General features: G+C 47.3%; 9 protein-coding genes and 1 pseudogene. 2 read left to right on the top strand and 8 right to left on the bottom strand.

What is annotated here, in order from left to right:
- Window positions 1–12 precede the first annotated feature (12 nt).
- The 4 genes from FJQ58_RS07520 to FJQ58_RS07500 form a co-directional block, all read right to left on the bottom strand.
- Window positions 13–3,165, bottom strand: a complete 3,153-nt coding sequence (locus FJQ58_RS07520; RefSeq protein ID WP_139991863.1) for a DUF3427 domain-containing protein — start codon at window positions 3,163–3,165, stop codon at window positions 13–15.
- 46 nt (window positions 3,166–3,211) lie between these two features.
- Window positions 3,212–5,650, bottom strand: coding sequence for a DEAD/DEAH box helicase family protein (locus tag FJQ58_RS07515; protein ID WP_139991861.1), 2,439 nt, complete (start codon window positions 5,648–5,650; stop codon window positions 3,212–3,214).
- A complete protein-coding gene (locus tag FJQ58_RS07510) occupies window positions 5,643–5,969 on the bottom strand; it encodes a nucleoside triphosphate pyrophosphohydrolase (protein WP_139991860.1) in 327 nt (108 codons plus the stop codon). Before FJQ58_RS07510 ends, FJQ58_RS07515 begins: the two co-directional genes overlap by 8 nt.
- 579 nt (window positions 5,970–6,548) lie before the next feature.
- Window positions 6,549–8,255 (bottom strand): glycoside hydrolase family 2 protein, encoded by a 1,707-nt coding sequence (locus tag FJQ58_RS07500; protein WP_139991858.1) that lies wholly within the window; start codon window positions 8,253–8,255, stop codon window positions 6,549–6,551.
- Between the two features lie 119 nt (window positions 8,256–8,374).
- Between FJQ58_RS07500 and FJQ58_RS07495 the strand changes: the two genes are divergently transcribed.
- Window positions 8,375–9,202, top strand: a complete 828-nt coding sequence (locus tag FJQ58_RS07495) for an AraC family transcriptional regulator (RefSeq protein ID WP_162341370.1) — start codon at window positions 8,375–8,377, stop codon at window positions 9,200–9,202.
- A 2-nt stretch (window positions 9,203–9,204) separates the two neighbouring features.
- On the opposite strand, the gene FJQ58_RS07490 is transcribed toward FJQ58_RS07495, so the two are convergent.
- The 4 genes and pseudogenes from FJQ58_RS07490 to FJQ58_RS07475 form a co-directional block, all read right to left on the bottom strand.
- The gene (locus FJQ58_RS07490; RefSeq protein ID WP_139991854.1) at window positions 9,205–10,083 is read right to left on the bottom strand and encodes a glycerophosphodiester phosphodiesterase; all 879 of its coding nucleotides are present in this window, start codon (window positions 10,081–10,083) and stop codon (window positions 9,205–9,207) included.
- Between the two features lie 108 nt (window positions 10,084–10,191).
- Complete coding sequence (locus FJQ58_RS07485) at window positions 10,192–10,479, bottom strand: hypothetical protein (RefSeq protein ID WP_139991852.1); 288 nt, start codon at window positions 10,477–10,479, stop codon at window positions 10,192–10,194.
- A 71-nt stretch (window positions 10,480–10,550) separates the two neighbouring features.
- Window positions 10,551–11,693 (bottom strand): annotated as a pseudogene (locus FJQ58_RS07480) (DEAD/DEAH box helicase); the annotation flags it as partial.
- Between the two features lie 55 nt (window positions 11,694–11,748).
- Window positions 11,749–12,225: a GNAT family protein gene (locus FJQ58_RS07475; RefSeq protein ID WP_139991848.1), complete on the bottom strand. Its 477-nt coding sequence runs from the start codon at window positions 12,223–12,225 to the stop codon at window positions 11,749–11,751.
- A 476-nt stretch (window positions 12,226–12,701) separates the two neighbouring features.
- Here FJQ58_RS07475 and FJQ58_RS07470 point away from each other — a divergent pair, with 476 nt between their 5' ends.
- Window positions 12,702–16,571 carry a glycosyl hydrolase family 18 protein gene (locus tag FJQ58_RS07470; protein WP_238403874.1) on the top strand — a complete coding sequence of 1,290 codons (3,870 nt, stop codon included), beginning with the start codon at window positions 12,702–12,704 and terminating at the stop codon, window positions 16,569–16,571.
- Window positions 16,572–16,628 lie beyond the last annotated feature (57 nt).

Genomic DNA, 16,628 nt, shown 5'->3' with positions numbered 1-16,628 from the left:
AAATTCACATCCCTATACAATGACTTTATTAGCCGCTGGTACCAGTGCAGGCGGCATTTCGTCCATTAAACGCCAAACAAAGCTCATTGGCTTGTTTCCTTCGTGCCTTACATACTCTGCTTCACCAAGAAAAATAAATGGAGCCGTATAGTTATTTTCTTCTTTATATTCTCGGACAAATAAAGCAATTCGATTTCCAAGCTTTCGATGATGAATATAACGCTGGGCCGTGTTCGACTCTTCTGTTGTCCGGCTTTGTGTTTGCCAATGAAACAGACGCTCATTGATGGCATAATCCTCATATAAAGTGGATGGGGAAAAATCCTTGTCTGATTTATTTAATGTAATAAAAAAAATATCAGTAGCTTTAGACTCAAAATATTTTACACCCTCACGAAAGCTTGGCGCCTTTTCATCGTTCCAAAATCCGAAGGCCGACAATATCTGATCAGTTGAATACTTACAATGCAAATCTAAAGGGCAGCTATAAGGAAAGCTGTTTTTCTTATCAACAAACTCGATATGTGAGTTGTTATATTTTAAAATATCCAGTATTTCTGCTCGAAAAATTGCGTTAGATAGTATTGCTTGAATACCATCCACTATACTTTTATAGCCTTGCTTCTTTGGTTCGGTCCGATAAAAAGTATAATAAAATAAACCGAGCATTAATTGCTCCTCTTTTGTTTGAGGAGACTTCTGCTCTTCAATATAGTTAATTAGAAATGTTAACAGCCTTCTTGAATTGAGATTTAACAACGCAGGAATACGTTTGGTTAGATTCTCGATATGAATGATATCAAACGGCTCCAACAATTCAGCTTCAACCATTAGCCCGCGAAACGTCCGATTCCCTGTACGTCCACCATAAAACTCATGAAGGTTCATTCCATGATACCGAACGAAATTTTCCAATGTTAATTCCAGACCAGTATCTCCTTCGAAATATTTCATCTTATTAATAAGATTTCTACGGGTGTTCGCTACTTGCTTCAGACTTTTTAAAATATAGTCTTTTGTTTGCTTCTCAAGTTGAATGAAGCTCCCCCTTGGCAACGCTGAAAACCCGTGCTCGACATAATGCTGTACGGAATGTTTCGTTCTTCCTAGAAGAGCACGGAATTTATCATGAAAGTTATAATCCTTATGAGCTTGCCCAATGAAATCAAGTACAGTTAAACATTCCTTTCCTTCTGCCATACGCAATCCGCGTCCAAGCTGTTGTAAAAACACCGTCAAGCTCTCCGTTGGTCGAAGGAACAAAATCGTGTTTACAGCGGGAATATCAACGCCTTCATTGTATAGATCAACAACAAAGATAATCTTTACTTCTCCTCGGGTCAACCGCGCTTTTGCCTGTTCTCTATCTTCATGACTAGAACGTCCATGAAGTGCCATTGCATCAATTCCAGCATCATTAAATACCTTAGCCATATACAGGGCATGATCTACACTTACGCAAAATCCGATTCCTTTAACCTCATCAATATCTGTCACATATTTTCTTAGACTATTTAATATTTGTGTGACACGAATTTTATTATTCGTATATAGATTCTCAAGCTCATGCAGATCATAACCGCGTCGCGACCACTTCACTTGAGTTAAATCAACACTATCCGTTACACCGAAATAATGGAAAGGACATAGAAGCTTACGATCAATTGCATCGGTCAAACGAATTTCAGCAGCTATGGTGTCATCAAAGTAATTCAAAATATCCTTTCCATCCATCCGTTCAGGTGTTGCTGTTAAGCCTAACAAAATCTGTGGCTGATAGTAGTTCAGTAATTTCTGATACGAAGGTGCCGCTGCATGATGAAACTCATCTACAATGATAAAATCATAAAAATCGGTGGTCGTTATATTAGCTAACTTAAGAGAATTAAAGCTTTGAATGCTAATAAATAAATGATCTAATGATGCCGCCTGATTGCTACCAACATGAAGCTCGCCAAAATTCAAATCTTTAAGAATGTAACAAAATGCATCTCGACTCTGTTTGAGTATTTCTTCTCGGTGGGCAACAAATAATAATCGAGCCTTACCATTTCGTTCTAAGTACCGTTTGTAATCAAATGCAGAAACGACCGTCTTCCCGACGCCCGTAGCCGCAACAAGCAAGTTTTTCATTCTCCCATATAAAGTTCTTTGCGCTTCAAGCTTCTCCAAAATTTCCTTCTGATAGTCATACGGAACAATATCAAAATGAAAATTAAGAGAATTGCGCTCCTGTCCCTTTGTTCTACCAAGTGCTTGTTTAAGCAAGAGCTCATGCTCGACATCATCAGATACAAATGATTTAAACTCACGGTCATTCCAATAGCTTTCAAACGTTGCTTCAATCTTTTTGAGGACATCATATGAATCCTTCTCTGTAACCTTAAGATTCCACTCCAGACCGCTTGTTAGTGCTGGATTAGAAAGATTGGACGAACCAACATAAGCCGTAGTAAAACCCGTGTCACGCTTAAAGACATAGGCTTTAGCATGCAACCGAGTTCTGTCTATGTCATAAGAGATTTTAACTTCCGAATTTGAAAGCTTGCTTAACTCTATAATTGCTTTATAATCGGTTGCTTCCATATAAGTGGTTGTGATTACCCTCAGTCTTCCACCATTTGAAGTAAACTGCTCCAATTGCTCCATTAAGCCTCGTAACCCACTCCATTTAATAAATGAAACTAGCAAATCGATTCGGTCAGATGACATGATTTCATGTTTAAGCTCGCTCATCATATTAGGTTCAGAATGTGCGCCAGTAAACAATGAGCTTTGCGATAATGGAGTCGCAGGACGAATTACTTTTTCATTCTTAATTCCACGGATATGATTAAGCTTGGTATAGACGTAAGTAAGAACCTCACCTTGCTCTGTTAATCGAAGGTTATTATATTCTGTCTGCCCTAAGCTTTCTTTTAATGTTAATAGAATTTCATTACAAGTACGTACCTGAGCATATACAGCATCTTCATCATTGCTATTTTGCTCACGCACTACCTTCAATGCTCTTCTGGTCACTACAGCTAAATAATTGGAAAGCAACTTTCTTGCTTCCTCCGGGTCCAAGGGCTCTTTGCCAAACTCATACATGGCAGGATCCAGTGCAGAAAGCTGCTCACTTGTTACATGGTTAATAATCTGCTCGTACAGTCCTTCTTTCACAATGCACCTCTGATTCTGCTATAATGAATAGATTAGTTTATCTTAATTAATCCAAATCAACCTTCTCAGCCTTCCTCTCAAAATACCCATGAAGCCGATACTCACAAATCTCCTTAGTCCAAGCAAATAACAAATCAACATGCTCAGGTTCAATCTCCAGCTGCGGCTCAAACAACCCATTGTTAAAGGTAATCATTCCCTTTGAGCTTCTACTCCATTTTGTCATAGGCATATCTGCTATGATCGAAGCAACCTTTTCCTCATTAAATTCCTGTAGCCCCTGCTTGTCCTTATCGGAAAAGTCGATCTTTCTCCGATATTCCTTTTTGGTCAAATAATGATGGAAAAAGGGAGCAGCCTCACGTGCTGTCATGGACTTAAACCAGTCATTTGCACCTCGCTCCAACATGGTGAGCAGCAGCACCATTTTATAACTCTTGGTCATTCCCGTTGTTTCTACTTCCTTGAACCAACGTTCATACCGCACGTAGACCGACTCCTCATACACGTCCAGTTCCTTGCACCAATAAAGAAAACCGAAATAAGAGCCGAATTCTTGACGATATTCCTTGCTGCTTGCTTTCCCTAATAAGTGAAGCTCCAGATAATGCGGTCTGTGACCCACTTCTTCCTTCACTTCAAAATAATCGCTGCGCAGCTTGTCCTTGCGGGGCTGCTTCTTACGAGACAGCTCATCCAGCATGTCAACTACGCCAGTTTCTAGTTCCATCACACTCCCTGCTGGAGGAATAGGAACCAAGTTTCCTCTTTTTCCAACAGCAACTTCTACTTCCCTCGAATCAAACAAACTCAGCTTGATATCCGCATTGCGATAGTTTCCAATCAGATCGATGATTGCGCAATACTGCTTGTTCGCATGCAGCCTTAATCCTCTTCCTACCTGCTGCGTAAATACCGTAAGCGATTGCGTAGGCCTGACGAAAAGGAGTGTATCTACAGAAGGAATATCTACACCTTCGTTAAACAGATCTACCGTAAAAATCACGTGGAGTTCGCCATGATCCAGCCTGCGAATCGCTTCCTGCCTGCTCATAGAACGGGTGCCAGAGTGCAAGCTTAGACTTGCCACGCCCTGTCTCATAAAGTAATCCGATAAAAAATTAGCCTGTATAATCGACGAGCAAAATGCAATCGTTCGTGTTTGCTTATGTCGCTGCCAAGCTTTATAAATTTGGATAGCCATATCCTCTCTAAGCTGAACGGCAAGGAGCTCTTCTTCATCATACTTTGTTCCGAGCCAAGTAAGCTGAGAATAGTCCGTAGCGTCAAATATACCGTAGTAGCGGAAAGGCGAAAGCCAGCCTTTTTGTATAGCCTCGATAAAATGCAACTGATAGGCGACGTTCCCATCACAAATAGCATAAACATCCTTCCCATCCATACGATCAGGCGTTGCGGTTATGCCAAGAAGGAACTTGGGCTGAAAATAAGAAAGCACCATCTGGTACGATTTTGCCGCCGCATGATGAAATTCATCGATTACAATGAGATCAAAAGCCGCTTGTTCAAAGCGCTCGCGGTGCATCTTGGTACTTAACGTATAAATAGAGGCAAATATGAAATCCGTTTCGGTTTCCTTGTCTGAACCATTATATAATCCAGCCGTTTTGTCCGGCATAATATGCAGAAATGAATGTTTAGCTTGGTTAAGTATTTCTTCTCGGTGGGCAACAAACAGAACCCGCTTAAATCTTTCTTTGGCAAAAAAGCCAGCCAGGTACGTTTTCCCGAGTCCTGTAGCCATAACAACCATCGCTTTTTCGTATCCCTCGGCATAGGTGTTATCAAGAGCTTCCAGCGCCCCTAGCTGGGCTGGTCTTGGAGATATGACGATTGAATCCCCATCAGCCCCAACATCCTCCTGCTTACTCTCCTTATGGGGGAGCATGAGCTCCGACTCTTCCATTTCCGTTATCGCTTGAACGAGCTCTGGATATTTTTGATGATAAGCCTTATAGGCAGTTTCATAATAAGCTATCGTAGTTTCGTTTAAAGGCTGAGTAAACTCGTGATAGAAGTTTTTCATAAAGTTGTCCAGCGCCCGTCGGAACGTGAAGGGCTCGGCCTTGGCGTTTACAGCAAGGTTCCATTCCACGCCCATACGAAAAGCAGACAACGACAAATTGGACGAGCCCACAATGAACTGTCCTTGTCCGTCACCATAATCAAATAGGTATGCTTTTGGATGAAAGGAAGCCCCTTGGCTCCTCCATAATCTCGCTTCAATATCCGGGTGAATGTTCAACAATGATTTCAGGGCTTCCGGCTGCGAGACGAATAAATAGTCACCCGCCAGCAGCTTGACTTCTGCTCCCCGATCCATTGCCTCCCGCAGATACGGCGACAAGAGCCTTACACCGGAATCCATTACAAATGAAGTCAAAATATAAATGCCAGATGCTTTTCCAATACTCGGAATCAGCTCATCCGCCAAATTTTCCGTAATGAGCTTTACGTCAGGCATCCTCCACCTCGATCAGAAAGACTCGCTCTTTAAAACCGCCTCGCTTGTCTGCTTTCTCTGCGCGTATTCGCTCCAGCTCTTCTACCGTCACTCCGTGAGCTTCTGCAAGTGCATGAAGGAGCTCCATTATATCTGCTAGCTCTTCTACCGCCTCAGCATCAGTCTTCGCTTCCAGATATTCATTCGTTTCTTCCTGTAACTTAGTTCTTAGCTCCGTTAAATATTCATGTGTGTCTAGAATTTTGGTATTCAAGGCTAAGCCTTGCTTCGCTATAATTTCCGGTATCCGGTCTCGGACTAATTTATTATAAATAGGCATCGATGGCCTCCATATCAGCTAGGTTATGGTAGATTTCGACAAATTAGTACATTTGTCCTGCTTTAACTTATTAAAGAATAGGTACTTATTGTTTCCACAAAAAAAGAAGCAGCCCCCAGCTGCTCCTCCCTTAACGATTCCTAAAACGCTGAAGCAACAAATAGCCGCTTACATTAGACGTTTTTTTCTTGTACACGATTTTGAAATCGTCTAGCAAGCAGGCCAAAGCTGCGCTGAGTAAACCATTTGGTACTAATGTTGCTTTGCAGGGCTCAGCGCTGCCAATCACACGTACAGAAATTATTCTGCGTGCGGAGCCGGGGACAAGGGGATTTCTTGACCAAGTGATTAACACTAAATCAGGCTGACGAACAGCTTTTACACAAGCCATATCGAACACCTCATTCCTCTTAAACTTCTCTATATCAAATGCTAGAAGCTTGTGAATGGTGCTAGAGTTGAGGCGGAGATATGAAAACAATGCAGCACAGAAAAAAGACTCATCCCCTAGAATGAGTCCCTACCTTCTTATCCCTATTCCCTTAATCTCTTACGCTACTAAGCTCTTAATCCATCCCCTCACCGCCCCGACCGATAAATCTCCTTCACCAACCGATAAGCCAGCTTCGGCTTGCGATACTCGCTCAGCAAGCCCTTGTTATTAAAGCTCCGCGCTCGATCGCGGAAATATGGCCTGTCGCTCCGCACATCCACGCGGATGTCGGCGAAGTGCCAAATGAGCGTGCCGACAATGCGCGGATCGTCGCGGAATATTTTCAACGCACGCGTCACCACATCCGCTTGGTAGTCTTCGCTGAACAAGCGCGGCTCCCAGCCGGCATCGCCGAAGATCCCCGCCGCGCCGAACTCGCTCATGATGACAGGCTTGCCGCCAGCGCCGTGCTTCTCCGCATTCGTATAATAATTCTTCAGCATGGTGCTGAAGCCATCGACGCTGCCCTCGTACCAGCCATAATATTTATTAATGCCGATTACATCAAAGTAGGACAGCACGATATCCTCCTCCGGATGCATAGTTGCATAGGTGACGAGCCTGCTACTGTCCATGCTGCGGATTTTGCCGACGAAGGCTTTTGTCAGCTCCAGCGCTTCCTCCGTCAGCGTATCGATCTCATTGTGGGCGCCCCAGAAAATAATCGATGGGTGATGATAGTCGCGGGTGATCATCTCCTCCAGCATATGGATGCCACGTTCGATAAATATCGGGCTGGCGAGCGTCTCCCTGCTCATAAAACAGCCCCACATCGGTATCTCGCTCCAGAGCAGCATGCCATGCTCATCGAGCAAGTCGATCCAGAACTGGCTTTGCGGATAATGCGAGCCACGCACGATATTGCAGCCCATGTCGGTCAAAATATCAAGATCCTTCAGCATCAGCTTCGGAGGGAACGCAAATCCCCACTCCGGATGCTCCTCATGCCGATTCACCCCTTGAAGATAGACCTTCTTCCCATTCAGCAGTATGTCACTGCCCTGCACTTCAACCGTGCGGAAGCCCGTCCGATCGATAAGATCGTCCTCCCCCGCCTGAACGGTGAACGTATAAAGCGCGGGCTCACCTACCTCCCACCTGCGAACGTTATCCAGCTTCCCATGGAGCGTCAGCGTGGTTGAAGCTCCAGCAGCAACATCAACCTGCGACGAAGAGAAGGAATGTCCTTCTGTAGAGGCCTGTACCTCCACCTGGCAAGCTTCCTTGCTAAGTGATCGAAGCTGAACCTGCAGCTGAATATCTGCGGCAGCATCCTTTAGCTGATAATCGATTTTCATGGAATCGATGTACACATCCGGCAGCTCCTGCAGCTCAATAGAACGAATAATCCCCCCATAGGAATGCCAGTCCGCAATATCCGTCGGCAAGGTTTGCCAGTCAACCGTGTTATCTACGCGAATCACGAGCTCATGCTTGCCTTGAGCCAGATGGGGCAGAACAACAGAGAACGACGTAAAGCCGCCAAAATGATAGCCGATATGCTGGCCGTCCACGTACACATCCGCATGATGAAGGATGCCTTCAAACACCAAGCGAATATTCGCTTCCTGCAAGTTATCAAAATAAGTGCGGTACCAAGCTGCGCCAATATAATCATAAGTCCCCAATTCATTATTCCAACAGGATGGAACAACATGCTTCCTGGACCCTTCCGGAAATGATGAGGCCCAACCCTCTTCCATGCCTTTATTATCAGAATCGGTGATGAAATCCCATAATCCATCCAAAAGCCTTGTTGCCCGCAGACTATGCTGCTGAAAAGCTCGTATCACAACAATCAAGCCCCTTTCATGTATGCTTCGTAAAGCGTATCATAAATGATGAGCCTGCTTGAATGGATAAACCTGATCACCCTTTGTCAAAATCGCTACAAGGATGGTGTTCTTTTAACGTGAATAACCACCGGATTTACCATCATCGGCTTTCCTATGAGAAACCTCCCGTTCCGGGCTGGAAGGATATTCGCAACACGACGGATGTGCATTCGCTCTATTGGATTCAAAGCGGTGAAGGCGACTTTCTCCATGGATTAGAGGAGGAGCAGCTGCATGTGAAGGCGGGGGACTTATTGTATTTGAAGCATGGTTTTCCGCTAACGATGTTTTCCTCTGTGGACAAGCCGTTATGTATTCGGATGCTGCTGTTTGATGTGCTCGATATCCCTTATGAAATAGATCAATGGCAGAAGCCCATCGCTGTTGATTCGCTGCATTTGCCTTTCTATAAGTCATACTCGCCTGAGCAGGCGGATTGGCTGGAATCGCAATTCTCCCGCATCTGGTCGATCCAAGGGACCGATCCCCATGAACGGCAAGCCGAATTCCAATACGTGCTGTCGCGTTTGATTTATTTTATGAAAGATACGAACATATCCCAGAATCCTTACCTGAGAGCCTTCCAGCAAGCGAAGCTTTGGATGGAAACGAGCTATCATCAGCCGATTCGGCTGGAAGAGCTGGCCCGCGACCTTGGCATTTCCATCTCCCAATTACGCAAAATGTTCATCAAGCATACCGGCCTCTCACCCAAGGCTTATTTAAATAAGGTTCGAAACGAACAAGCGAAGACGCTGCTGCTCCTGACGGATGAGCCGATGAAGGTGATCGCGGATGCGTGCGGATTTGCGGATGAATTTCATTTTGGCAAAATGTTTCGCGTCTGGAACGGGATCGCTCCTGCTCGCTTTCGGGCCATGAACAAATCGGAGCGCCCGTCCTGACCTCACCCGGGATAATCCGTAATGACGCCATCGACGCCAAGCTGCTTCATCCGCACTAATTGCTCGTCGCTTTGGATCGTCCAAGCAATGACCTTCCGGTTGCGATCATGAATTTTCTTGACGATCTCTTCATCCAGCAGGTCTTGCGTGTAGTTGATATAAGCGGCATAGGAGGTAAGCTCATCGAGCACCTCATCCGACAGAGGATGCTTGTCCTCGTGGATCAGCGCTGCAACCGGAACGTCCGGCAGCAGGGAGTGAATCAGGCGCGTCGATTCGAAATCGTAGGACTGGATCATGATGGCGGCGGTGTTTTTCAGCTTCTTCATCCCATGAATGCTGCCCGTTTGGCCAAACGCGGTATAGTTTAAGCGGAACTCGTATTGACGCACCACGTTCGCGACCTTCTCTTCTACGCCCGGCTCATTCGGCGACTCCTTCACCTCAATGAGCATGCCCATTTTGCCTGCGAAGCGCTCCATGACAGCCTCGAACGATACGAGGTTCGTGGCCTCGTCGTCGGTATCCGTCGTTTTGCCTGCGGGCGCATCCATCTCTTCCAGTTCCCCGAGCGTATATTCATCCACTGGACCTGTATGCTCTGTCGTGCGGTCCACGGTATCGTCATGTATGACAACGAGCTCCCCGTCCTTGCTCAGCTGCACGTCAAACTCGATGTAATCGGAGCCCAAACGTTCGGCCTCCTCAAAGGCGGCCATCGTATTCTCAGGCTCGTTGCCGGAAGCGCCTCGATGCGCTATGACAAGAAACCCTTCAGGCGTATTCGGATTGGCCGCGGAGACGATCAGCACCGCGCAGCCAGCTACGATCAAGAGCAATCCGGCCCTGCGCCAAAAATAAGCTGTTTTTAGTCTGCTCATGCTTCCACCTCCTGTAGTCCTACTACTTTAAACACGCGCCGCAGCAAACGAAACAAAAAAAAGGAACAACCTCCGCATGGGGGTCGTTCCTTTCTGATGTGCATACGATTATTTCGCCGAATACTCCGATGTAGCTGTATCCAGCATCGACTGCCAGTTGTCGAACTTCGTTTCTCTGGCTACGTGACGATCAAAGAGCTCATCCGGAATATCTTTAATGTCCTCGCGTGTCTGGACTTGGAAGTTGCCCTTCTCCAGAAACTCGCCAAAGCTGTTCCAGTTCGAATGCTTGCTCATGAACGCTCCGTTAAACAACGCCTCCAAGGAGACATGGTCCGGATCCTCCTGAACCGTTTTCTGACCTTGCAGCTCTTTCAATAAATCCTCAAATGACATTGGCTTTTGCTTTCTCAGACGATCACCCCTAGTTTTAGTTAAACTGTTCTTGCTATTGTAACGTCATCTTAGCTTATTAGCATCGGATCCGATTGGTCCGTCACTACGGGAATCGTTTTTTTGATCATTTTCTGAATGTCCTTCAAATATGGCAATTCCTCCGACTCGCAGAAAGAGATCGCGATTCCGCTCAAGCCGGCTCTGCCCGTTCTTCCAATGCGGTGAACGTACGTTTCCGGGATGTTCGGCAGGTTGAAATTGATCACATGGGAAAGCTCATCGACATCGATTCCTCTTGCTGCGATATCCGTGGCTACCAATACTCGTGTTGCTCCGCTTTTGAAGCTGCTTAGCGCATTTTGGCGGGAGTTCTGTGATTTGTTGCCGTGAATGGCCTGCGCCGTAATGTTCACTTTATTCAATCCGCGCACCACGCGGTCGGCCCCATGCTTCGTACGGGTAAATACGAGCGCCGATACGATGGAGGGATCCTCCAGCAAATGGTTCAGCAAGCCCTGCTTATCGCTTTTCTCTACATGATACACAGATTGGGCGATTCGATCCACCGTGGAGGAAGCAGGCGTAATTTCTACCTTTACGGGGTTGACTAGCAGCGCTTTGACCAGCTTGGAAATTTCCGGCGGCATCGTAGCCGAGAAAAATAACGTTTGTTTTTTGCTAGGCATTTTGGTGATAATTCTCTTCACGTCGTGGATAAAGCCCATATCGAGCATCCGGTCCGCTTCGTCAAGCACGAGAATTTGCACATGCTGCAGGTTCACAAACTTCTGATTGATGAGATCAATCAGCCTGCCCGGCGTAGCTATTATAACATCTGCGCCGCGTTCAAGCGACCGCTCCTGCGCTTTTTGTGAGACGCCGCCCACGATTGCGACCGAACGCAGATCCGTAAACTGGCTGTAGGCTTGAATATTTTCTAAAATTTGCAAAGCGAGCTCCCGCGTAGGCGTCAAAATCAGGGAGCGCGTACGGCGCACGCCTTGCGGCTTGCCCTGCTGCTCGCTCAGCAGCTGAACGATTGGCAGTGAAAAAGCTGCCGTCTTCCCCGTTCCCGTCTGGGCGCAGCCGAATAGATCCTTGCCGGTCAATACGACTGGAATCGCCTGCTCCTGAATGGGTGTCGGTGAGGTGTAGTTTTCTTTGTCCAGCGCTTTTAATATCGCCGGTGAAAGCTTAAGGTCGTTAAATGTCATTTTGTCTCCTTCATTTTGCAACACACGAATTCTAATGCCTGTAGCCTGTTTTCTCTTAATTAAAGGTCATCCATGCCGTTTGGCCGAGCACTTCAAAGCCTTGTTTATACCAAAAATTACGCGTTACACCTAGGGTGTATACGTACATTTTTTTGCCAGGATATTTCGCTTTCAGCCAGTTCGTAAAGGAGGCCGCATAGCCCTTGCCTTCATAATCCTTGAGCACATCCAGCGCTTCTATAAAAATAAAATCCTTCTTGTTCTTAATTTCAATATAGAAGTCCTTCTGCAGATATTTCTCGTCATCGCTAAAATAGTCCTTCTCGGCCTTCTGGATGAGCTGCTTCCCGTTCTCGTACTCCCAGATGACGCCGTAGCCAACCATCGTCTCTTCGGCCTCAATCACATAAAGCTGTTCCGGCAGCTCGGATGGCTCCCTCTTGCTCAGCTCAGCCGCATGATAAGCGGTGACGATCTCGCCAAGCGCGGCTTGCATTTCTTCATCAAAGGGTCTAGCTATAATCGTAGACATTCCTGATCTCCTTTTGCTTCTTGAAGCATATACCGTCTCTAAATAAAAAGAAGCAAGGGTACTGCTTCGTTCCCAGCTTCTTCTATTGGTTGTTGTATATTCTATTGTCCTTAGCCATCTTACCATAAATCAGCGCTGTCAACTAGTAAATATCGCTTCCATACGATCCCAGTCGTGCAAGCTATGGTCAAATTTTACCCCCTGTGAAATGGAAATATCCCCCTTCCCAACCTACGCGGTTCGACTCATGATTATAGTAGGTACACAAAATCTTAATAAACCTCGCAAGGGAGGTGCAGATTCAACGAAGCTCTATCGCCATAAGGATGGACTTTTGCTGCTATCCATTTGCAGCCCCGCAGCACCCCACCATGATCAAACACCGGCACCCAGACCTTTATTCCCAAAGGCTACTGCAATGTTCGAATATGAATAATTGAGGTGATATGGTGAGTTTTTTGGCCCAAAAGAAGAATATGAAATTTTACGCCCTTATGCTCAGCTTCGTTCTTTTGTTTAGCCCCTTATTGAATGCCTCCGTGTCTTATGCCGAGGACGGCGGCGCTCCCGCGCTAGCAGACCCCGCTGCACCGCAAAACCTTAGAGTAGCCCAAGATTCCATCACGGCTACTGGCGCAACGATTAAATGGGATATCAACCCTGATATTAACGATATTGATGTATGGAATGCGGACAATAATGAATATTTAGACTGGGGCAACAGCGGTTCCCGCACCTTTGATAAGCTGAAGCCCAATACGACCTATCGGATGTACGTCACCTGGTACGAGAGGCCCGCAACGAAAGCGCATAAGAGCAATATCATCGAATTTACTACCCCCGATGGTGAAGTCGTAGCCCCTCCAGCCGTTGGCGCCAGAAATTTAACCGTGCTGGATGTTACTCATAACACCGTATCATTGGCATGGGACCCCGCTCCCGGTATCGCGCATTATTGGATATGGGACGTAAACAACAAATACATTTTATGGGCGAATGACGGCGCGCAAACCGTTGGCGGCCTAGAAGCCAATACCACCTATACTTTTTATGTCGGACCTGACGGCATACAAGCGGCAAACCTGACGCCTGAGCAAAAAAGCAATCTCGTGACATTCACGACAACGGAAGATGAGAGCGAATATGCGGAGCCTCCATTAACGCCTCCGCAGCACTTAAAGGTGTCATCGGTAACCGATTCGAGCGTCACTTTAAAATGGACCGGTAGCCCCGGCGCAGACGGCTATGACCTGTACGTGAACGGCCGCTGGAAAAGCGGTGTATGGGACGGCTCCAATACGGTTACCTACACGCTCTCCGAAGAGCAGACGGTAGCCGGTTCGGTTTATTTTGAAGTCGGCGCACAGGATTCCGTCAACAAGAAGGTATCCGCGAACAGCAATGCGGTAGCCCTCACTTGGGGCGAGCTTCTCGCTCCGCGCGATGTCCAGATCGTAACGGCCAACCGTACGACGGTTGCGCTAGGCTGGGCCCCGACACCGGGCGCCACCAGCTATGCGATTTTCCAAGATGGACAGCAAGTAGGCACTAGTGATACGAACCGCTATACAGCGACTGGCTTAACCGAGGGCCAAGCCTATTCTTTTACCATAGTTGCCAAAAACAATCTGTGGGAATCACCGGAAAGCGCAAAGCTCACAGCCGTTCCGGGCAGCGATTATAACATCGTAACGTATTACAGCTCCTGGTCCGTCTATGAGACAGGGCGCAATTACAAGCCCACGGACGTCGACGTTTCACAAGTGACCCATATCAATTACGCATTTGCCGATCTGTGCTGGAAGAAGTATGGCACAGGCGCAACCGCTTGCCAGAACGAGAATATCCCGCTGCAAAAGGATTATGTCTATGACGGGGAGATTGTCGTAGGCGACCAAGAGTTTGATTTGAGCAATTTTGCAACGTTCGCAACGATCAAAGAGAGCAATCCGCATCTGAAAATGATGATTTCAGTCGGCGGCTGGTCCTGGTCCAAAAACTTCTCCAACATGGCTGCCACCGAAGAAACCCGTCGCCGATTCGCTGACTCCACCGTCAAGTTCCTTCGCGAATACCAGCTCGACGGCGTCGATATTGATTGGGAATACCCGGTAGAGGGCGGAGAAACGCACAACATCCATCGCCCAGAGGATAAAGAAAACTTCACACTTACGATGCAGACGATCCGCGAAGCTTTGGATGCGGCAGGCACCGAGGATGGCAAATATTATTTGCTGACGATCGCCTCCGGCCAAGGCGATAACTTTGTCGTAAACGCCGATCTTGCGAATGCATCGAGCGCTTTGGACTTTATTAACATTATGACTTACGACTACAGCGGAAGCTGGGAGCTGCTTGCCCATCACAACGCCCCGCTCTACGCAGATAAGAACCATCCGAAGGATACCGCGCCACGGAACAATGTGACTGGCGGCGTGCTCGGCCATCTGAATGGCGGCGTGCCCGAACACAAGCTTGTGCTTGGCATTCCGTTCTATGGCAAGGCTTGGAGCGGTTGCCCGGATAACGGCGAATACGCGACCTGTACCGATATCCCGGCAGGATCGTGGGAGAAGGGCATTTTCGATTATTCCGATTTGGAAAATAATTTCGTGAACAAAAACGGCTTCGTCCGTCACTGGAATGAAGCGTCTAAGGTTGCTTACTTATACAATAGCGAGACTCAAACCTTCATTACCTATAATGATCAAACCTCGATGAAGTACAATGCTTCTCTCGTGAAGTCGCTCAACTTGGCGGGCGTCATGAGCTGGGACAACAGCGGCGACCGCAATCTGACGCTCGCCACTCAGTTGGTGCATGATTTGCCGATTGACGGCGTCGTAGACGCGTCTGCCTTGCCAGCGCCAGCTAAGCTGATCGCAGCTGCAACGGAGCAAAATGCGATTCACATCCATTGGGATGCCGCGCTGGGAGCCAACGATTATGAGGTATTCGTTAATCAGCAGTTTATTGGCCACACCAGCGACACGAAATATACGATAGGCTCGCTGAGCGCTGGCACGAACTATAAGATTCATGTGCTTGCCACTGTGAAAGAAGGAGAGCACATTGCGAAAGTATCACCAGCTAGTCCGGTGCTTTCCGTGACGACAACGGCTGCCCCTCCATCCGGAGGCGGCGGAGGATCCGTTGTAACGCCAAGCAAAGACAAGGATGAACTCGATACCACGATTACAAAAGACGGCAGCAAATGGACGGTGACTGTGCAGAGCGATGCCGCTGTTAAGACCATTGAGGCTTCAAGCTCCGCTGCTTTCACTGTAAAGATAGGCAATGAAGCCAAGCAAGCAGGCATCCTTGTCTCCAAGGCGGTGATTGAGGCAATTGCCAAAAAAGGAGACCATGCCGCGCTTACGATTCTATGGAACGGCAGCTTCTACAGCATTCCGATTCATGCGATCCATCTTTCCGCTGACATTCGAATTTCAATTAGTTCGCCAGAGGCGAGCGTCATTGATCAGATTACTGCTTTGTCGGAGAAAAACGGACTGAAGCTCCTTACAGCGCCGATTGATTTCAAAATCGAGCAGCTCAAGGCTGATCAAACCTATGCGGAGATCACCGATTTCGGCAAGCATCCGTTTAGCAGAAGCTTTACCTTGAACGGCAAAGACGTGAACATCAGCCGCGCGACAGGCGTCGTTTACCACCCTGAGACGGGTACCTTCCGCTCTGTTCCAACTAAATTCAAAAGCAACACAGACGGAACGGTAACGGCTGAATTAAGCCGCAACGGCAACAGTGTCTATACCATCGTTGAATCCAATTTCAGCTTCAAGGACGTAACGGCGGAGTGGGCGCGCAAGGATGTCGAGCGTGCGACTGCCAAGCTGATCGTGTCCGGTGAAACGGCGGATCGGTTCGGCGTTAACAGTGCAATTACCCGTGCAGAGCTGATATCGATCATCGTCAAAGGGCTAGGCATCTTGCCGGATACCGCAAGCCAACCTTTCCATGACGTAGATGCAACATCCAAGTATGCCGGGGACATTGCGGCTGCGAAGAAGCTCGGACTTATTAAAGGGACCAGCAATACAACGTTTAATCCAAACGGCACCCTTACGCGCCAGGATTTAGCCGTTATTTTGGCCAATGCTTTGCATTACGCAGGCCAGAGCGGTCAAGCGGACCTATCTACGCTCAGCCGCTTTCAGGACCAAGCAACCATTTCCGGTTATGCGAAGGCCTCGGTTGCTTTGGTCGTGGAGCAGCAGATTATGCTAGGCGTCTCCCCTACTGCGTTTGATTCGTTGTCCAAGGTGACCAAAGCGCAAGCCGCGGTAACGGTAATGAGACTGCTGGATTCGCTTAAATTAACGTAGGAAGCAGCAGTAAATGAAAGAAGCCCGAGCAGACGATGATCTCTGCTCGGGCTTCTT

This window comes from Paenibacillus paridis, from assembly GCF_006345825.1.
Taxonomy (GTDB): domain Bacteria; phylum Bacillota; class Bacilli; order Paenibacillales; family Paenibacillaceae; genus Pristimantibacillus; species Pristimantibacillus paridis.
This window is presented reverse-complemented; position numbering and strand designations above follow the sequence as displayed.